Source organism: Candidatus Palauibacter sp., from assembly GCF_965237495.1.
GTDB lineage: Bacteria > Gemmatimonadota > Gemmatimonadetes > Palauibacterales > Palauibacteraceae > Palauibacter.
Window position 1 is genome coordinate 3,676,739 of record NZ_OZ250143.1, and the last position, 17,897, is coordinate 3,694,635.

Sequence of the window (17,897 nt, forward strand, 5' to 3'; positions counted from 1 at the left end):
CGGAGCCTGCCCTTGCCCGATCTCGACGCCACCTTCCTGGAAACCGCTTCCCGCGAGTTGAAGAACCGGGGGATCGACGCCTGGCTGCTGTACGACTTCCGCGCCTGCAACGCGCTGGCGGCGGATCTCGTCGGCCTCCCCGAAGGCCAGAAGCGGCGCTACTTCGTGCTCATCGCGCCGGGTCGGACGCCGCACGCGCTCGTACAGAAGATCGAGGCATCCGGCTGGGATGGCTGGCCGCACCGGCTCACGAGCTACGTGGGCTGGGACGAGATGGAGGCCGAGTTGCGCCGGATGCTGGACGGGATGGATTCGGTGGCCATGGAGGTCAGCCCCCGCGATTCGATCCCCTACGTGGACAACGTCCCCGCGGGGGTGGTCGAACTCGTCGAGTCGGTCGGGCCCCGGGTGGTCAGCTCCGTGGACCTGATCTCCGGCACCGCGGCCCAGTGGGGCGCTCGCGGCACCGAACTGCACCACCGGGCTGCGGAGATCCTGGCGCGGACGGCGCGGACCGCGTTCGAACTGGCCGTCCGGGCCGCGGGGTTGAGCCCCGAGGCCGATCCCGGGACGGCCGACGCCTTCGAGACAGCCGGCGAGCCGACCCCGGAGACCGAGCACGATCTCGCCGAGTGGATCCGGGCCCGGCTGCGCGCCGAAGGCCTGACCGAGGCGGACACGATCGTGGCCGTGGGACCGAACGCCGCCAAGCCGCACTACGAGCCCCTGGCCGAAGGGTCCTCGACGCTGGCGGCGGAGCGGGTGTTCATGGTCGATCTGTGGGGACGCGTGGCCGCTGAACCCGAGGCCGTCTTCGCCGACCAGACGTGGATGGGCTACTTGGGGCCGGAGCCGCCGGCCGACGTGACCGAGGCCTGGGACGCGGTCGTCGCGGCGCGGGATGCGGCCGTGGACGTCATCCGCGCGAATCCCGGCGCCACCGGGGCGGACGCGGACCGCGCGGCCCGCGACACCCTGGTCGCGCGCGGCTACGGGGACGCCATCTTCCACCGCACGGGGCACGGCATCGACCGCGAACTCCACGGCGTCGGGCCCACCCTCGACAGCATCGAGATGCGCGACGACCGGCGGCTCGTGCCGGGGGTCGGATTCTCGGTCGAACCCGGCGTCTATCTCGAGGGACGGTTCGGGCACCGCACCGAGATCGATGTCTACATGCGCGAAGACGGGCCGGAGGTGACGCCATCGCGGATCCAGTACAACCTGTGGAGGGCGGCAGACGCATGAAGATCTCCTGGGAGCCGTTCCACGTCCGAACGGCGCACCCGTTCCGCATCAGCCGCGGCGTGAAGACGGGCGACGATCTGGTCTGGGTGCGACTGGAGCACGAGGGGATCGAGGGCTGGGGAGAGGCGGATCCCTCCGGCTACTACGGCGAGACCGCCGACACGGTCGAGGCGGCGCTGCGCAAGCTGGCGCCGCGCATCGAGGAGGTGGAGGATCCGTTCGCGCTCGAGAACATCGAGCGCGACCTCGCGGCGCTCCTGGGCCGCAACGGGTCGGCGCGCTGCGCGGTCTCGTCCGCACTTCACGACTGGGTGGGGAAACGCGTCGGGCTCCCGCTGTGGAAGCTCTGGGGTCTGGATCCCGCGGACGCCCCGCTGAGTTCGTTCACGATCGGGATCGACGAACCCGAGGTCATGGCCGAGCGGACGCGCGCGGCCGAGGCGTGGCCGATCCTCAAGATCAAGCTCGGGAGCGACGACGATGAAGCGCGCCTGAGCGCGGTGCGGGGCGCCGCCCCGGACAAGATCCTGCGCGTGGACGCCAACGCGGCCTGGACGCCGCGGGAAGCGGTCGAGGGGATCGCGATGTGCGCCGAGTACGGCGTCGAGTTCGTCGAGCAGCCGCTCCCGCCGACGGAGAACGACGAACTGGCGTTCGTCCGCGCCCGTGCGGCGCTCCCCATCGTCGTGGACGAATCGAGCATCGTGGCGACCGACATTCCGCGGCTGGACGGGGCCGTCGACGGCATCAACATCAAGCTCGCCAAGTGCGGCGGGCCGCGGGAAGCGCTGCGCATGATCCACACGGCGCGTGCGTGCGGGCTGAAGGTGATGCTCGGCTGCATGCTGGAGACGAGTCTCGGCATTGCGCCCGCGGCGCACCTGGCGCCGCTCGTGGACTACGCGGACCTGGACGGGGCCGCGCTCCTGCGCTCGGATCCGTTCCGCGGCCCGCACCTCGAGGCAGGGCGGATCGTCCTCCCCGACGCGCCGGGGCTGGGCGTCACTCGCGGCCGGCGCGGTTAGTCGATCGGCACGCGGGCGCCCCGCAGGCACGCCTGTTCGAGTTCCTCCGACTCCGGCCGGGCCGCGACGCACTCCTCGCGGCGTCCGGCGTCATCCGCGTACAGCCCGAGCAACTGCTCTCCCATCGCTTCGTAGCAGCGGGCCTGAGCCCACGGTTCGACGCGCCGGCAGAACGCGAACCCCGCCCCGGTCGTGGCCGTCACATCGACGTAGTTCTTGACCAGCCCCACGTAGCACCATTCGCGGAACTCTTCCGGGGACTTGCCGCACTCGTCGAGTCCTTTGTCCGGGTCCAGTACCGTGCGGCCGCTGATGTCGCGGCCCAGGCTGACGAAGCACAGGAAGCGCCAACCCTCGGGCGCATCGAGGCAGGAGGTGGCCGCGCCGCCGATGTCGCCTTCGTTGTGCCACAACATGGCCGACGTCTGCATCATGTAGCAGGCTCTCAGATACCGCTCGTCCAGCACCGAACACGGATAGTGCGGGTCCTCGGCCCGAAGCGCTTCCCACGGCTCGAGCGGCTCGACCCCTTCGGTCATCGCCATCGCCGCGTGGTCGTGCGCACCGCGCGTGCCGTGTCCCTCCTCGGCTCCGTCGCCACCCTCGCCCTCTCCCGGCAGGAGTTCCGAGGCGGGATGATGCGGATCCGTCGCGTTCACCACGTTCTCCATGAACACGCCGCCGTAGCACGACTCCCGGTTCCAGTCGTTCGTCAGGGAATCACAGCCCTCGAGTGCCATCGGGAGATGGTGCCCGTAGAACATCGTGAGGCCGTGTCCGAGACCGTGCAGGCACTGGAACAGGATCCAGCGGTCCACGGGCTCGCGTTCGAACGGCGCGCAGACTTCGACCACCCGTTCGGCGTCCGGGGCGCCGGAGGCGATGAAGTGCGCCTGCACGACGCCGTGGTAGCACCCCGACTGAAAGAGCACCGTGCACTCGCTGAACACCTCCTCGAACGGGGTGTCGAGCGAGTAGGCCTCGATGCCGATCGCGTGCGTGTAGACGTGCCCCTGCGCCTCGACGGACAGGTCGCCGACCGCGACCGCCTCCAGCATCTCGAGCGCGGGGCCGACTCCGGCCCGATCGAGCTCGTCGAGCAGGTGGCGCTCGTAGCAGGCCTGCCTCTCGTCGTGCTGCGGGGAACGACACTCCTCGAAGGCGGCCCGTGCCTCCGCGGAGGCGCCGGGTGGAAGCGACCGCCCGTCGCCGCACCCCCCGAGGACGACGACCAGCGCGAGCACCGGAGCCAGGTGTGGAGCAAGCCCGCCCCGTGGCCCCGGCACGGATCGGGCGAAGATCATGCGGTTTCGACAAGCAGCGTCACGCGCCAATCGCTCATCATCTCCGGATCGTCTTCATCGGCCTCATCTCCGGTGTCCCGGCCCGGCCCGTACCGGCCGAGCCAGTCGGCGGCCGGACCCTGGAACTCGCGCTCGTACGTGGTCAGGAAGTCGTTTCCACCGAAGCGGTCTTCCTCTTCGCCCTTCAGTTCCACCGACAGGTGATCGGTGACTTCTCCCTCGAAGATCACCCAGTTGAGCACCGCCCGGTTGAAGACCGGTTCCTCCGAGATCTTCATGTGCCCATTGGCGGGATACCGTCCTTCAACGGAAGGGCCGCCGTCGCTCGAAACACTGGACCAGAAGATGAACTCGCCGATCTTGTCCACATCCAGACTCTCGAGAATCTGGACCGCCCGAACCGTGACCCGGATCTTCCGGGCGCTCGCCTCGCTCATGGTCGCTCCTGCACAGGAAGGGATGAATTCAGCCGCACAACTTGCATGGCCCCTGGGCCTGCAAACAAGCCGCCCCCGGCCCGGATTCCGCCGCCGGGTCAGAGCAGCGCTTCCGGATCCCGGTCAATCTCGAGCCGCAGCCCCGACCCGGGCTGCCCCCGCCGCTCCCCCAGAAAGCGGAGGACCCCTCCCAGCGTCCCGGCGCGGTCGGCCTTGAGCAGGAAGTGCCACCGCCACCGTTTCCTGAGCCGATCGATCGGGCAGGGGGCCGGCCCTATGACGTCGATCCCCTCCAGCCGCCGGTCCCGAATCAGCGCGCGCGTCCACTCGGAGAGTTCCTCCGCCGCGTCGACGACCCGCGATTCGTCCGTCCCGGATACAACGAGATTCGCGAGCCGCCGGTGAGGCGGGTATCCCGGTTCGCGCCGGTCCCCGAGTTCACGCGACGCGAAACCGACGTAGTCGTGCGCTGCGGCGGCGCTCAGCGCGTAGTGCCCGGGGCGCGACGTCTGGATGAGGACCTCGCCCGGCGTGTCACCGCGCCCGGCCCGTCCGGCTACCTGCTCGAGGAGCTGGAAGGTGCGTTCGCTGGCGCGGAAATCCGGCAGATGCAGGCCCACGTCCGCGTTGATCACGCCGACCAGCGTGACGTGCGGGAAGTCGAGACCCTTGGCGATCATCTGCGTCCCGAGGAGGATATCCACCTCTCGGCGACGGAACGCCTCGAGGATCTCGGCATGCGCCCACTTGGATCCGGTCGTGTCGAGATCCATGCGCGCGAGCCCCGCGCTCGGGAACAGCTCGCCGACGCGTCGCTCGACCTGCTCGGTCCCGACCCCCGCGTACCGCGGCGTGGGCGCGCCGCAGTTGTCGCACCGGTCGGGCGGCGGCGCCGTCGACCCGCAATGGTGACAGACGAGCTGGCGGCGTCTCCGGTGATAAGTGAGCGTGACGGAGCAGGCGTCACAGCTCCACACGTGACCGCACGCGGGGCATTCCGCGAAGGAGGCATAGCCCCGTCGGTTGAGGAAGAGGATCGTCTGCTCCCCCCGTTCGAGCCGGACATCGATCGCGTGGCGCAGGCGGCGGGAGAAGATCCGGGGGCCCGGCTCGGCGTCGGCGGGCGCCTCGTCCTCCGCATCGGCCCGCAGGTCGACGAGTTCGACCGCCGGCAGCCCGTGGCGGGTAACGCGCTCTTCGAGCTGGAGCAGGTGGTATCGCCCCTCGCGCGCGTTCGCCCAGCTCTCGAGCGCCGGCGTCGCGGAGCCGAGGACGCATAGGCCCCCTTCAATGCGCGCGCGCATCACCGCGACGGAGCGGGCGTGATAGCGTGGCACGTCGGACTGCTTGTAGCTGCTCTCGTGCTCCTCGTCGACGATGATCGCTCCCAGCCTGCGGACCGGCGCGAAGACGGCCGACCGGGGACCGATCGCGATGCGTTTCCTCCCTTCGCGCAGGCCGCGCCAGGCGTCGAACCTCTCGCCGTGCGACAGACCGGAGTGCAGCACGGCGACCGCGTCGCCGAACCGGGCGCGGAAGCGCCGCACCATCTGAGGCGTGAGCGCGATCTCCGGGACGAGGAAGATCCCCGAACGGCCCATCGCAAGCTGTCGCTCGAGTACATCGAGATAGATCACGGTCTTCCCCGACCCCGTCACGCCGCGCAGAAGCGCGACCTCCCCGCCGTCGATCGCGCCGAGCCGCTCGAGCGCCGCCACGACTCCTTCCTGGGCCGGGGTCAGGGTGATCGGCCTCTCGGGCTCGACCGGCCCGCCGAACGGGTCGCGCTCCACTTCCCGTTCCACGACCTCGGCGACCCCGCGGGTGACGATCCCGTTCAGCACGGAGCGGGCGAACCCGAGCTGCTTCGTGAGGTGCCGCACCGCGGCCTGCCCCCCCGCGGCTTCGAGCGTTTCGTAGAGTTCGCGCTGGCGGTGGGCGCGTCCGAACAGACGCTCCCGCTCGGTCAGCGTCTTCAGTTCGCGCGCCAGCCTGAGAACGCGTTCGGTCCGTGCGCGGGGGCTCGCATCGCGCCCCGCGCGCCCGACGAGCAGGCCCGGGGGGAGCGCCGCCTTCAGTACCGCCCCCAGGGGCGCCACGTAATAGTCCGCGATCCAGCGACACAGTTCGAGCACGGCCGCGTCGACGACCGGTGTCTCGTCGAGGACGGCGCGCAGATCGCGGAGGCGCGGTCTGCGCGTCCGGTCTTCCCGGAGCCCCATGCGGTCGACGACACCCACCTCGACCCCGCCGCCGAGCGGCACCCGCACGCGGACGCCCGGGGTCACGGCGCCGACGAGCGAGGCCGGAATCGAGTAGGCGAGCGTGCCGAGGAAGGTCCGCGCCACCGCCACTTCGCACACTCCGGCGGAACTCACCGCCCGGGCGGCCCCGCGGCTCCGGTCATTGCCGGACTCGCCGCGGGGCGGATTGCTCGGCAGGTTGCTTGACACGCTGCGGCCGGGTTGCTTGTTTTTCGCCACGAACTCCAACGGGGAATCGCCCATGGGCTGTCTGGCCCTGAACGCTTCATACGAGCCGCTGACGATCATCCCGGTCCGACGCGCCGTCCGCCTCATCATCGACCGGAAGGCCGACGCCCTGGAAGTGGATTCGGCGCGTCCGATGCGTTCCGAGCGCTTCCGCATGGACACGCCCGTCGTCATCCGGCTCGCCCGGTTCATCCAGATCCCGCGCCGTTTCCGCCGCCAGGTCACGAACACGTTCCTGTTCGCGCGCGACGCATACCGCTGTCAGTACTGCGGCCGTCACCGGCGGGACCTGGGCTACCGCGAGTCGCTGACCCGCGATCACGTCAAGCCTCTCTCGCGTGGGGGAGACAACGGGTGGCGGAACGTGGTCACCGCCTGCAGCAAGTGCAACCTGAAGAAGGCGGACCGGCTCCCGGGCGAGTGCGGGTTCGCGCTGCGCGTCGCGCCGCGGGAACCGAATCACGTCGAGTTGATCTGGGCCGTGCGCCGCGTCACGCCGGTGCAGGCGAAATATATCGGCATGTTCTACGGCGAGGACGTGCTGAAGGCGCTCACGCCTTGACCCGCGCGAGGCCGGCCCGATGAGTCTGAACGGATTCGGACTCGGCGAGATCATCCTCATCGCGATGCTGGTGCTCATCGTGTTCGGACCTCGCCGCCTTCCGGAGATCACCCGCACGATCGGGAAGGGGATCCGCGAGTTCCGGAAGGGGATGAACGAGATCCAGCGCGAACTCGAGGCGGCGGGCCGCGAGACGCAGTGGCAATCTCCGCCCGCCCCGCCGAAGCCGGCGGCGGCAGCGAGCAGCGCCACCATCGCCGGAACCGCCGTGGCCGCCGGCGAGGGTCCGGCCGAGGATGACGCGGGCGCGGACGAGGGCGCCGCCGAAGACGGCACGGACGAAATGGCCGCGGCCGTGGTCGACGAGCAGGCGCCACCCGTCCCCCGGGATATGGTCGATCCCGCGGAGGAGTTCATCGATCCCTGGTCGACGGACTCCTCGCGCCCGAACTTCGTCCCGAAACCGCGCCCGGAGCCGTTGATCGCCCCTCCCACCACCGAGCCCGCCGACGCGCCGTCGGCCGCGACGGACGAAGACACCCCGAAGGACTGAACGGATCGGCTATCGGCCGACGAGTTCCCGGTAGCGCCGGTTGTCGCCTTCCAGCGCCCGTAGCAGTTCCAGCGCCGACACGCCGGTACCCTCGGCGAGATCCGGGAAGCCACGGTCCACGATACGCGCCCGCGGCTTCTCGTCCCGTGACGACTGCGGCGCTCTGAACTCGACCTCCAACCGTCGGCCGCGCTCGCAGGGGGCGCACAGCACGGCGTCCTCGGCGGAGGCCCCATCGACGGTCCACGAACCCTCCATGCCCTGAACCGTGAAGCCGGCGAGGGCGTCGGGAACCCGCAACTGGCCGCGCCATACGCCGTCCGGGCCGGCCGCGAGGCCCAGATTGAGCGGTCCGTGCAGGGCCTGCAGCACGAGCGCGGCGGGCAGGCGGCCTTCGCCTTCCGCGTCACCGCCCCGCCAGCGGAACTCGGCCCGCATCCCGTTCTCGCGCAGCGCCGCCGCGCGGAGCGTCCGGAACGGCAGGGAGCCGTCGAAGGAGACCGGGCTGCCCGGCCGGAGATCACTCCCCGCCCCGACGAACGACGCGTCGGCGAGGCGCAGTTCGACCGACCCGTCGCTCGGCGCGGGCGCCTTCACTTCGGGTCGGCCCAGCAGCGTCGCGATCATGCTCGCCCGCATCCCGTCCGGGTCGGTGGGGCCCGTGTCATCGTCGCCGACAGCTTCCCCCGGAGGGTCCCCGCTGCCCCGGCGCGGGGCGTCGAACGGACTCGCCGGCGGACCCCCCGGTCGCTGCACCCCCGGGGCATCCACTGTGGTGCCCGCGTCGCCGCCCTCGCGCCCCCAGGTCGCGAGGTCGTAACTGATCAAGGCCTCGAGGTCCTCCCCGCCGGGGTTCCAGGCGAGCGCCGTCACGCGCGGTGCCGAGACGGTCACGGCGCCCTCGGGGTAGCTCCGCCGCACGCCGGGGGGACGGGACGCCTGCACGGCCACCCGGACCGAGGCGGGGGCGTTTCGGTGATTCGGTCCCGTCTCGTGCGACAGGGTCGCCGAGAGCGAGCGGTCGCACTCCTCGTCCCCGTCGAGGACGACGAGCAGCGTGTTCCAGCCGCTCGCCAGCCGCACCTCGCGGGGCCGCTCCGGCTCCGCGAGCGTCTGGCCGTTCAGCCGGACCCGGAGTCGCACGCACCCCCCGACCTCGAGCGACAGCCGCATGTCCGTATCCGTTGCCGCTTTCAGATACGCGTGGGCGAGCGTGGCCTCGCCGGGGTCCGTCCACTCCGCGAAGTCGAACCGCGTCTCTCCGTCCCGCCGGACCAGCGTCCACGCGCGGGACTCGGTCTCGAGGTTGCGGTCCGGGAACCGGTCCGCGGCCGACTCGGGCAGCGGATCCTCCCCCGCCTCGACTTCCGCGCTCGCCACCAGCCAGCGATCGACGGGGATCTCCTGGGCTCCCGCGGCAGCAGGCGCCAGGGCACCGACTCCCGCGGCGGAGAGCAGGATCGCGCGTATGTACCGGGACACCATCGTACCTCCCGTGCTGCAGAGCGGCGGCGAATCCGCCTCGTTACCCGAACACCTCTAAAGCGGCCACCCCGCCCGCGCAAACGGGATGGGTACGCCACCCCCGCCCCGTCGGTTGCCGGCCGTGAGTCGCCCGCTCAACATTGCGCGTCATGCATACGGTGGTGGAACTGCGAGTGAACGGAGACCGGCGCACGGTCGGCGTGCCCTCTCACTACACCCTTCTCGAGACCCTCCGCTACGCCTTGGGACTCACGGGATCGAAGCAGGGTTGCGACAAGGGCGATTGCGGCGCCTGCACGGTGCTGCGCGACGGGGAGGCCGTGCTCTCCTGCATCATGCCGGTGCACGAGGCCGTCGGCCACGAGATCACGACGGTCGAGGGTCTCGCGAACGGACCCGAACCCCACCCGCTCCAGGACGCCTTCGATCTCACGGGAGGGGCACAATGCGGCTTCTGCACGCCGGGCATCCTCTGCTCGGCCCATGGACTGCTGACCCGCGACCCGGACCCCGCTCGCGAGGATGTCGCGCGGGCGCTGTCGGGCAATCTCTGCCGCTGCACGGGCTACACGAAGATCTTTGAAGCCGTGGAGATCGCGGCCGAAGCCCTGCGCACCGGCGCAGCGCCCGAGGAGATCGTCTCCCGCCGGCGCGACCCGCCGGGGACCGCATGACCTCGCGCCTCCCGCCGTGGTGCCGTGCGGGCGTGGTCCGGAGCGCCGCCGCCGCGCTCGCGGGCGTCTTCGCCCTCCTGCTCGGGTCTTCCGGCGTCGCCGGACAGACTCCCGAGGAACGGCTCGCGGAACTCGGAATCGAACTCCCCACCCCGGACGCGCCGACGGCCAACTTCGTCAAGGCGGTGACGACGGGGAACCTCGTCTTCCTCGCGGGCCACGGCCCCTGCGGCGGCCTCGACGAGACGAACACGGGGAAGGTCGGGCTCGACCACACGGTCGAGGAGGGCTACGCGATCGCGCGCTGGGTCGGCGTCTGCCTGCTCGCCTCCCTCGCCCGCGAGATCGGCGACCTCTCTCGCGTGAAGCGGATCGTCCGCGTGTTCGGGATGGTCAACACGCCTCCCGATTTCACGCAGCATTCGCAGGTCATCAACGGCTGCTCCGACCTCATGGAGCAGGTGTTCGGCCCCGCGATCTCGAAGCATGCGCGCGCTGCCGTGGGGATGGCCTCTCTCCCCCGTGACCAGTCCGTGGAGATCGAGATGCTGGTGGAACTCCACGATCCCTAGGCCCACGGCGGAGGTAGACATGCGCAAGGGGTCCCTCGCCACGCTCCTGACTGTTCTCGTGGCGCTCGTCGCCTGCGTGCCGCCCGGCGACGCGGATGCCGACAGAGACATCGGGGCACGCGTGGAAGCGCGCCTCGCCGGGCTGGATGCGACGATGTCCCTCTGGGCCAGGCACATCCCCACCGGGCGCGAGATCGCGATCAACCCCGATCTCCCGATGAACACGCTCAGCGCGATCAAGATCCCGATCATGGCGAAGGTCTTCCGGGACCACGCCGAAGGGCGCCTCGACCTCGACGCGCGCCACACGGTCGAGGCGGACGACATGCGCCGGGGAAGCGGGCTCATCCAGACCTTCGCTCCCGGGCTCGAGCCCACCCTGCGCGGCCTCGTCACGCAGATGATCATCACCTCGGACAACACCGCGACCGACATGGTGATCGATCTCGTCGGCATGGAGAGGGTGAACGAGATGCTCGCCGTGAACGTCTACGAGCAGACGCGTCTCAAGCACACGACGCACCGCCTCTTCCTCGAGACCTGGATCCGGACCGACGACGCCTTCGCGTCGCTCTCCGAACGCGAGGTGTTCGAGCGGGGCTTCCCCGCCGACGAGGACGCCGCCGCGCGCTCGTTCGGGATCGAAGGCGATTCCACGATCTGGCTCGGACGGACGACCGCGCGGGAGATGGGTCGCCTCCTCGAGCAGATCCTGCAGGGCGAACTGGCCGGCCGGGCTGCGAGCGACGAGATGGTGGAGATCCTGTCCCGGCAGTTCTACACGACGCGCCTGCCCCGGATGGTGCGCTTCCAGGGCGTCGGCGTGGCGCACAAGACGGGAGACTGGCCGCCCCACGCCGGCAACGACGTCGGGATCCTGTTCTACGACGTCGGGCCCGCCATCATCTCCGTGTTCACGAACCAGAATCGGGGCGACTTCTTCGAACTGGAGGAGAAGTTGGGACTGATCGCGCAGGAGATCGTGGAGGCGTGGCGATGAGCGGGTGCGGGCGGATGCTCGCACCGGCGGGCGCACGGATCGCCGGGGCCGGCGCATGCGTTGCCGTCGCGCTGCTTGTCGCGGCGTGCGGCGGAACCGAAGGCGGGATCGATGCGGTGTTCGCGGACCTGGACCGGTCGGGATCGCCGGGCGCCTCCGTGTCCGTCATCCGGGACGGCGAGATCATCCATTCGCGCGGCTACGGCTACGCCCAGATCGAACACGGCGTCCCCGTCACGCCCCACACGGTGTTCCACGTCGCCTCGGTGTCGAAGCAGTTCACGGCGATGGCCGTGACCATGCTCGCGGCCGAGGGGGCGCTTTCCCTGGACGACCCCGTGCGGGCGCATCTCGATTTCGTCCCGGAGTTCGCGCATCCCGTCACCGTGCGCCAGATGATCCACCACACGAGCGGGATCCGCGACCAGTGGCAGTTGCTCGGCATCTCCGGGTGGCGCCTCGACGACGTCATCACGACGGAGCAGATCCTGCGCCTCATGTCGCGCCAGCGCGAACTCAACTTCGTGCCCGGCTCGGAGTACCTCTACTCCAACATGGGCTACACCCTCCTCGCGCAGACGGCGCAGGAGGTCAGCGGCATGGCCTTCGCCGAATTCACGGCGTCGAGGATCTTCCGTCCGCTCGGGATGGAGCGGACGCATTTCCACGATGACCACGAACACATGGTTCCGAACCGGGCCTATTCCTACCGGCCGTTCCCGACGGACGAGGACAGCGGGGAGGACGGTAGTGGGGAGGAGACGGATACGGGTTACACCAAGTCGGTTCTGAGCTACGCGAACGCGGGGGCGACGAGCCTGTTCACGACGGCCGATGACCTCGCGCGCTGGCTCGACAACTTCAGGGACGAGCGGGTCGGCGGTTCGCGCGTGATGGAGATGATGAAGACGCGCGGCATCCTCAACGGCGGGGACACGATCCCCTACGCGCACGGCCTCGGCATCGGGGAGCACCGGGGGCTGCAAACCATCGGGCACGGGGGCGCCGACGCGGGGTTCCGGGCGCAGGTGAACTGGTATCCCGAGGCCGACGTGGGGGTCGTCGTCCTCACGAACGTCGCGAACGGCAACCCGGGGGGACGGGCGCGGCAGGTGGCGGAGGTCGTCCTGGCCGGAGCCTTCCCCGAGGAAGCGCCGGAGGAGGAAGAGGATCAGCCCGCCTCGCCGGCCGATTCCACGTCGTTCCCGACCCCCGACCCCGCCACGCTGGGGGGATACGCGGGCAGCTACTACAGCCCGGAACTCGACGCGCTATACCACCTCGAGGCGACGGAGGACGGGCTCGTCGCGCGCCACATACGCCATGGCGACATCGCCCTCGAACCGAGCGCCCGCGACGAATTCGTCACGGATCGCTGGTTCATGCGCGAGGTGCGCTTCGAGCGCGCGCCGGACGGCGCGGTGACGGAGATGAGGGTCGGCGGCGGCCGGGTCCGGAATCTGCTCTTCGTAAAGCTGGCCGTTCCCCTTCCCCGCTGACCGGGCCTGCTACGGCGAGCCGGCCTCCAGGCGCTCGATGGCGAGTTGCGTGAGGTCGATGCGCTCGCTGAAGAAGAGGATGATCGGGCTCGTCGAATTCAGCACGAGATCGTAGCCGAGATCCGACTGGATCGCCGCGATCACCGGGCCGATTTCTTCCCGGATCCGGGCCTGGCCCTCGCCCTGGAGTACCGTCGCCTCTTCCTGCTTGTCCTGCTGAAAGCGCTGAAACTCGGTGAGGGCGTCCTGGTACTGGCGCTCGAGCACCCGCCTGTCGTCGACGGACAGACTGTCCGCCTCGGCAATGCGCTGCTCGATTTCGCGCACGGTCTCCTGCCGGGCCTGAAGCTCGACCAGGACATCCTCCTGGAACGCCACCAGCTCCTGCTGAAGCGCTTGGCCCGCGGGGGACTGAAGCGCGACCGCGTCGACGTTGATGACGCCGATCCTGAGCGGCGTCTCCCCGGCCGCTTCGGCCTGCGCGGCCAGCGCCCCGGGCACCGTCCCCGCCAGCGCCATGGCGAGCGCGAGGAGCAGGCGCGCGGACCCGCGTCCGATCGAGGCCGAGGATCCGGCCGGAGTTGCGTATCTTCCCATCGGTTCTCCCTCTATTCTTCCCTTATCTCACTGGGTTCCGGCACATGGCGGGAGAAAGTAACGCGATATGCCTGATCGAACGAAGCACGACGTTGTCCGCGGGCGCGGCCGCCCCTCCCTGGCGGCGCTGATCCTGGCGGCCACAGCGGGGTTTGGGGCGGCGCATGAGGTCGGTGCGCAGGCGACCCCGGACGCTCCGGCGGGGGCGGCCGCCGTCCTGTTCACGAACGCGACGATCATCGACGGGTCGGGTGCCCCGGGTTACGCGGGCGACCTCCTCATCGAGGCGGGCCGGATCGCGGCCGTGGGCGCGCGGGGCTCCATTGACGCCCCGCCGAGCGCCGAGCGGCGGGATCTGAGCGGGCTCGTGCTCGCGCCGGGTTTCATCGACATCCACAACCACTCCACGACCCGCCTGTTCGATTCGCCGCTCGCCACGACCCAGCTCGCGCAGGGGATCACGACGCTCGTCGTCGGGGCGGACGGCTCCTCGCCGTGGCCGATCTCCGACTACCTGGGGCGGATCGACGAACTCCGTCCCACGGTGGACGTCGCGACGCTCGTCGGACACGGGACCGTGCGCGGGGCCGTGCTGGGGGACGAGTATCGCCGCACCGCGACCGACGCCGAGATCGCGGACATGACGGTGCGCGTCGAGCGGGGTATGCGGGAGGGCGCGTTCGGGCTCTCGAGCGGGCTCGAGTACGACCCCGGCTTCTATTCCTCCACCGGTGAACTCATCGCACTGGCTCGGGTCGCCGCGGACCACGGCGGCTTCTACATGTCGCATATGCGGGACGAGGAGGAGGGGCTGCTCGATGCGGTCGACGAAGCCATCCGCATCGGTCGCGAGGCGGGCCTCCCCGTGCAGATCTCCCACATCAAGGCGGGGAACGCCTCCGTGTGGGGGCGGGCGCCGGATGTCCTGGAGCGTATCCGGGAGGCGAACGAAGCGGGCCTCGACGTGACGGCGGACCAGTACCCGTACGCGGCCTGGCAGTCGGAGCTCGCCATCGTGGTCCGCTCGAGGATGTTCTCGAACCCCGACTCCGTGGCGAAGGGGATCGAGGCCGCCGGGGGAGGGAGCCGGCTCCAGATCGTGGCCTTCGAGCCCGACCCGGAACTGAACGGGCTCCGGCTGGACGAGATCGCCCGGCTCAAGGAGATGACCGAGGTCGAAGCCTATATGTGGATCATGGAGAACGGGGGGTCGGGGCTCATCGGCCACACGATGAACGAGGCCGATGTCGACACCTTCATGGCGTCGGAGTGGGTGATGACGGCGAGCGACGGCGGGGTCCGGAGCGCCCACCCGCGCGGGGCGGGGACCTTCCCGCGCGTGCTGGGCCACTACGCGCGAGAGCGGGGCGTTCTCACGCTCGAGCGGGCCGTGGCGCGCGCGACCTCGATGCCGGCGCGGCGGCTCGGACTCACGGACCGCGGGGTGCTGCGCGCCGGAGCCCGGGCGGATCTGACGATCTTCGACCCGGAGCGCGTGATCGACCGCTCGACCTTCGACTACGGGACCCGGCAGGCGACGGGCATCGAGAGCGTGTGGCTCGGCGGCGTGGAGACCTGGTCGGCCGGGGAGCCGACCGGCGTCCGCCCCGGCCGCGCCCTGCGCCGCCCGGGCTGAGGCTTCAGTCCGTAGCGGGCTCCCCGCGTTCGGCGGTGGCGACGATCTCGATGCCGCCGCGGGCGTCCTGTTCGACCATCACGCGCACCCAGCGCGGCGCGATGGCGAACACGACATCGTCGGCGATCCGGGCCGCGAGCGTCTCGCAGAACTCTCCCTCGTCCCGGAACGACCACAGGTAGAACTTGAGCGCCTTCGACTCCAGGAGGCGTTCACCGGGCACGTAGTCGATCGTCACCCGCCCGAAGTCCGGCTGTCCCGTCTTCGGGCACAGCGACGTGAACTCCAGCGCCCGGAGCACCACGCGCTGGACCTGCGGCGCCGGGATCGCCTCCGCGCGCAGCACTTCGCGTCCCTCCTCGGGGTCCCGCGGCCTCGGCAGCGGCCCGCTGGCGGGAAGTCTCGTCATCCGTCCCCCGTCTCCTCGTCCGTCCCCGTCTTTTCTTCATCACGGCGCGTCATCGCATCGACCGTCGTCGTCGCGGCCATGTGGCCGATGACGTTGGCCGCCGAGCGGAACACGTCCGGCACCCGGTCGATCCCGAGCAGGATGCCGAGTCCGGCGAGCGGCACGCCCACCACGTTGAGGACCGGCACCAGCGACACGATGCTGGCGCTGGGCACCGGCGCCACCGTCATCGCCGCGAGGAAGGTCGCGAGGACCGCGGCGGCCACGGGCGCCGGCCCGAGGGATACCCCGTACATCGACGCGAGGAAGACGAGCGCCGCGCCCTGGAAGAGCGCGCTCCCCGGACGGTTGATCGAGGCCGCGAGCGGCAGGATCAGCCGGTAACTGCTCCTGGACAGGCCCAGCTTCTCCGCCTCCCGCAGCATCATCGGCAGCGTGCCCACCGATGTCGTCGTGCTGAAGCCGACCGTGTACGTCCCCACCGTCCCGCGGATGAAGCGTCCCGCCGGCATCCCCCCCACGAACCGGACCAGCGGCAGCAGGACGAGCGCCTTCATGATGAACAGGCCGACCACGACCGCGAGGATGAACACGCCGAGGTTCTGCAGCATCGCCATCCCCGTGCGCGCCGTGACCGGCGCCGCCAGCCCGAACACGCCCACGGGCGCCGTCCACAGCACCCAGTTCATGAGCTTGATGAGCGCCTCGCTCACCGTTTCCGCGAAGGAGGTGAGGATCTCCTGCTTCTCCTTCGGGAGCGTCGTCGTCGCCGCGGCGAAGAGGACCATGAAAATGAGGAGCGGGAGGAGGGCCCCGTCCGCCGCGGCCTGAATCGGGTTGCGGGGCACGAGGTTGACGAGGAAGTCGACCACGCCCGGCGACCCAGTCGCCACCTCGGCCACATCGGTCGGGGGCGCCACCGGGGCCGTAAAGGAGAGCCCGAGCCGCATCACGCCCATCCCGATGAGGATCGCCGGCAGCGTCGTGACCCAGAAAAAGCCCACCGCCAGCCCCCCGAGACGCCCCAGCTTGCGCAGGCTCCCGATCCGCCCCACGCCGACGAACACGATCACCGCCACGAGGGGGATGACGACCATCTGGATCGCGCGCAGGAAGACCTGCCCGAGCGGGTCCACGGCCTCGGCCGCGCGCAGGAGCGCCGGAGATCCGGTGGTGGAGGCGGTGACCCCGAGGCCCAGCCCCAGCGCCAGGCCGATTAGGATGGCGCGCGTGTTCAAGTGGCGCCCTCCGCGCCCCGCTTACGGAAGGCGAGCCACGCGCCGACGGTGAGGACGGGCAGGACGTAGTAGACGATGAACCCCCACGTGATCGTCCCGTACCCCTGCCGGATGAGGTCGATGAGGCCCAGCGGTGTGAGCGACAGCGCCACCCCGAGGAAGACCGCCGCCACCACCGGCCTGGCCCAACTGGGCATCCCTGCCTCCCGCTCACGCCGGGTGGCGGCCAGCCGCTCGTTGACGGCGTGAATCATCCCCGTGCCGGTCTCAATGAGCGTGCCGAAGAGGACGATCTGGAAGAGGATCTGGAACGTCCGCGATCCGAGCGCCTCGAGGATGAGGTTGGAGGGGACGGTCGCGTCCACGATCCCGGGGTAGTGCGGCACCATGGCGAGGTAGAAGAAGAACGCCGGCACCATCCCGATGACGCCGGCGAGCAGCCCGGCGGACACGGCCTGCTTCCGGGTCTGGATATGCCGGACCGTGAACAGCGCCACGGCGGCCGCGGAGAGGTTGTAGCCGCCGTACTGGATCCCGTTCACGACCCAGCTTCCCTCGAGAGGGCTCGCGGCGAAGCTCTCGCCCAGACTGGACCCGAAGCGCATCAGCGACCAGACGACGAGCGCTGCGTAAACGCCGTACAGAGCAAACGACCAGCCGGCGAAGAAGCGCTCGATCGTCACGCTCCCGTAGAAGAGGAGGAGCGCCACGGACCCGAGCGTCACGATGACGCCGAGCGCATAGGGGAGCCCGAACGTCTCGTCCGCGATCGAGCCGGCCGCCGCCCCGATGACCGCCAGCACGAGGAGCGTCAGCAGCACGTACGTGACCTCGAACAGCGTCCACGAGGGGCCGAGCAGCCGCTTGAAGAAGTTGCGGTATTCGTAGCTCCGGAACTGCCGCGCGAGTTCGAACGTGACCGCGCAGACCGCGCTCCAGATCGCCGTCGAGAGCGCCATGGCGGCGAGCCCGGGGGTGGGCCCGATCGAGAGGAAGAACTCGACGTTCTCCCGCCCCGTGCCGTATCCGCCGGCGATGACGGCCGACTGGAAGACGAGCCCCGGGAGGAGATAGCGGCGGAACCAGGGGGCTTTCACGCGCACGTCCCTTTCTCTCGGCCGGCCCGTCCCGCAAGGTTTCGCCCTTCAGCGGGTTAACGGGGACGC

Annotated in this window: 17 protein-coding genes; 9 read left to right on the forward strand and 8 right to left on the reverse strand. The window is 70.3% G+C overall.

The features are described from left to right. The first annotated feature begins 12 nt into the window (after nt 1-12). Nucleotides 13-1,248 carry a M24 family metallopeptidase gene (locus ACPXY0_RS16190; RefSeq protein ID WP_423926310.1) on the forward strand — a complete coding sequence of 412 codons (1,236 nt, stop codon included), beginning with the start codon at nt 13-15 and terminating at the stop codon, nt 1,246-1,248. Then, nucleotides 1,245-2,273: a dipeptide epimerase gene (locus tag ACPXY0_RS16195; RefSeq protein WP_423926312.1), complete on the forward strand. Its 1,029-nt coding sequence runs from the start codon at nt 1,245-1,247 to the stop codon at nt 2,271-2,273. Before ACPXY0_RS16190 ends, ACPXY0_RS16195 begins: the two co-directional genes overlap by 4 nt. On the opposite strand, the gene ACPXY0_RS16200 is transcribed toward ACPXY0_RS16195, so the two are convergent. The 3 genes from ACPXY0_RS16200 to priA form a co-directional block, all read right to left on the reverse strand. Beyond that, the gene (locus tag ACPXY0_RS16200) at nt 2,270-3,577 is read right to left on the reverse strand and encodes a hypothetical protein (protein ID WP_423926314.1); all 1,308 of its coding nucleotides are present in this window, start codon (nt 3,575-3,577) and stop codon (nt 2,270-2,272) included. The genes ACPXY0_RS16195 and ACPXY0_RS16200 overlap by 4 nt on opposite strands. After that, on the reverse strand, nt 3,574-4,014 hold the full coding sequence (locus tag ACPXY0_RS16205; RefSeq protein WP_423926316.1) for a hypothetical protein: 441 nt from the start codon (nt 4,012-4,014) through the stop codon (nt 3,574-3,576). Before ACPXY0_RS16205 ends, ACPXY0_RS16200 begins: the two co-directional genes overlap by 4 nt. Nucleotides 4,015-4,112: 98 nt before the next feature. After that, nucleotides 4,113-6,368: a replication restart helicase PriA gene (gene priA / locus ACPXY0_RS16210; RefSeq protein ID WP_423926318.1), complete on the reverse strand. Its 2,256-nt coding sequence runs from the start codon at nt 6,366-6,368 to the stop codon at nt 4,113-4,115. Between the two features lie 151 nt (nt 6,369-6,519). On the opposite strand from priA, the gene ACPXY0_RS16215 reads away from it, so the two are divergent. Further along, entirely contained in the window at nt 6,520-7,068 is a 549-nt protein-coding gene (locus ACPXY0_RS16215; RefSeq protein WP_423926320.1) for an HNH endonuclease, read from the forward strand. A gap of 19 nt (nt 7,069-7,087) precedes the next feature. After that, a complete protein-coding gene (locus tag ACPXY0_RS16220) occupies nt 7,088-7,621 on the forward strand; it encodes a Sec-independent protein translocase subunit TatA/TatB (RefSeq protein ID WP_423926322.1) in 534 nt (177 codons plus the stop codon). A gap of 9 nt (nt 7,622-7,630) precedes the next feature. Here the strand turns inward: ACPXY0_RS16220 and ACPXY0_RS16225 are convergent, their stop codons facing one another. After that, the gene (locus ACPXY0_RS16225; RefSeq protein WP_423926324.1) at nt 7,631-9,103 is read right to left on the reverse strand and encodes a hypothetical protein; all 1,473 of its coding nucleotides are present in this window, start codon (nt 9,101-9,103) and stop codon (nt 7,631-7,633) included. A 176-nt stretch (nt 9,104-9,279) separates the two neighbouring features. Between ACPXY0_RS16225 and ACPXY0_RS16230 the strand changes: the two genes are divergently transcribed. Genes ACPXY0_RS16230 through ACPXY0_RS16245 form a run of 4 tightly spaced genes read left to right on the forward strand, consistent with a single transcriptional unit; the run spans nt 9,280 to nt 12,851 of the window. Then, nucleotides 9,280-9,780 carry a (2Fe-2S)-binding protein gene (locus tag ACPXY0_RS16230; protein WP_423926326.1) on the forward strand — a complete coding sequence of 167 codons (501 nt, stop codon included), beginning with the start codon at nt 9,280-9,282 and terminating at the stop codon, nt 9,778-9,780. After that, nucleotides 9,777-10,352 carry a RidA family protein gene (locus ACPXY0_RS16235; protein WP_423926328.1) on the forward strand — a complete coding sequence of 192 codons (576 nt, stop codon included), beginning with the start codon at nt 9,777-9,779 and terminating at the stop codon, nt 10,350-10,352. Before ACPXY0_RS16230 ends, ACPXY0_RS16235 begins: the two co-directional genes overlap by 4 nt. A 19-nt stretch (nt 10,353-10,371) precedes the next feature. Beyond that, complete coding sequence (locus ACPXY0_RS16240) at nt 10,372-11,352, forward strand: serine hydrolase (protein ID WP_423926330.1); 981 nt, start codon at nt 10,372-10,374, stop codon at nt 11,350-11,352. Next, nucleotides 11,349-12,851 (forward strand): serine hydrolase domain-containing protein, encoded by a 1,503-nt coding sequence (locus tag ACPXY0_RS16245; RefSeq protein ID WP_423926332.1) that lies wholly within the window; start codon nt 11,349-11,351, stop codon nt 12,849-12,851. The genes ACPXY0_RS16240 and ACPXY0_RS16245 overlap by 4 nt, the downstream gene beginning before the upstream one ends. 9 nt (nt 12,852-12,860) lie before the next feature. Here ACPXY0_RS16245 and ACPXY0_RS16250 read toward each other — a convergent pair whose 3' ends face one another. Next, nucleotides 12,861-13,448 carry an OmpH family outer membrane protein gene (locus tag ACPXY0_RS16250; RefSeq protein ID WP_423926334.1) on the reverse strand — a complete coding sequence of 196 codons (588 nt, stop codon included), beginning with the start codon at nt 13,446-13,448 and terminating at the stop codon, nt 12,861-12,863. A 67-nt stretch (nt 13,449-13,515) separates the two neighbouring features. On the opposite strand from ACPXY0_RS16250, the gene ACPXY0_RS16255 reads away from it, so the two are divergent. Continuing rightward, the gene (locus ACPXY0_RS16255) at nt 13,516-15,084 is read left to right on the forward strand and encodes an N-acyl-D-amino-acid deacylase family protein (RefSeq protein ID WP_423926336.1); all 1,569 of its coding nucleotides are present in this window, start codon (nt 13,516-13,518) and stop codon (nt 15,082-15,084) included. A gap of 4 nt (nt 15,085-15,088) precedes the next feature. Here the strand turns inward: ACPXY0_RS16255 and queF are convergent, their stop codons facing one another. From queF to ACPXY0_RS16270, 3 genes are read right to left on the reverse strand one after another with little or no spacing between them, the layout of a single operon-like run. Then, nucleotides 15,089-15,493, reverse strand: a complete 405-nt coding sequence (gene queF, locus ACPXY0_RS16260; protein ID WP_423926338.1) for a preQ(1) synthase — start codon at nt 15,491-15,493, stop codon at nt 15,089-15,091. Continuing rightward, nucleotides 15,490-16,731, reverse strand: coding sequence for a dicarboxylate/amino acid:cation symporter (locus ACPXY0_RS16265; RefSeq protein WP_423926340.1), 1,242 nt, complete (start codon nt 16,729-16,731; stop codon nt 15,490-15,492). The genes queF and ACPXY0_RS16265 overlap by 4 nt, the downstream gene beginning before the upstream one ends. Continuing rightward, the gene (locus tag ACPXY0_RS16270) at nt 16,728-17,828 is read right to left on the reverse strand and encodes a hypothetical protein (RefSeq protein ID WP_423926342.1); all 1,101 of its coding nucleotides are present in this window, start codon (nt 17,826-17,828) and stop codon (nt 16,728-16,730) included. The genes ACPXY0_RS16265 and ACPXY0_RS16270 overlap by 4 nt, the downstream gene beginning before the upstream one ends. Nucleotides 17,829-17,897: the final 69 nt, after the last annotated feature.

What these genes read in the sequence shown, in the direction of transcription:
- ACPXY0_RS16205 (WP_423926316.1), bottom strand. Translation starts at nt 4,014, where the DNA reads ATGAGCGAGGCGAGCGCCCGGAAGATCCGGGTCACGGTTCGGGCGGTC.
- ACPXY0_RS16215 (WP_423926320.1), top strand. Translation starts at nt 6,520, where the DNA reads ATGGGCTGTCTGGCCCTGAACGCTTCATACGAGCCGCTGACGATCATC.
- ACPXY0_RS16245 (WP_423926332.1), top strand. Translation starts at nt 11,349, where the DNA reads ATGAGCGGGTGCGGGCGGATGCTCGCACCGGCGGGCGCACGGATCGCC.
- ACPXY0_RS16200 (WP_423926314.1), bottom strand. Translation starts at nt 3,577, where the DNA reads ATGATCTTCGCCCGATCCGTGCCGGGGCCACGGGGCGGGCTTGCTCCA.
- queF (WP_423926338.1), bottom strand. Translation starts at nt 15,493, where the DNA reads ATGACGAGACTTCCCGCCAGCGGGCCGCTGCCGAGGCCGCGGGACCCC.
- ACPXY0_RS16220 (WP_423926322.1), top strand. Translation starts at nt 7,088, where the DNA reads ATGAGTCTGAACGGATTCGGACTCGGCGAGATCATCCTCATCGCGATG.
- ACPXY0_RS16195 (WP_423926312.1), top strand. Translation starts at nt 1,245, where the DNA reads ATGAAGATCTCCTGGGAGCCGTTCCACGTCCGAACGGCGCACCCGTTC.
- ACPXY0_RS16240 (WP_423926330.1), top strand. Translation starts at nt 10,372, where the DNA reads ATGCGCAAGGGGTCCCTCGCCACGCTCCTGACTGTTCTCGTGGCGCTC.
- ACPXY0_RS16250 (WP_423926334.1), bottom strand. Translation starts at nt 13,448, where the DNA reads ATGGGAAGATACGCAACTCCGGCCGGATCCTCGGCCTCGATCGGACGC.
- ACPXY0_RS16235 (WP_423926328.1), top strand. Translation starts at nt 9,777, where the DNA reads ATGACCTCGCGCCTCCCGCCGTGGTGCCGTGCGGGCGTGGTCCGGAGC.
- ACPXY0_RS16255 (WP_423926336.1), top strand. Translation starts at nt 13,516, where the DNA reads ATGCCTGATCGAACGAAGCACGACGTTGTCCGCGGGCGCGGCCGCCCC.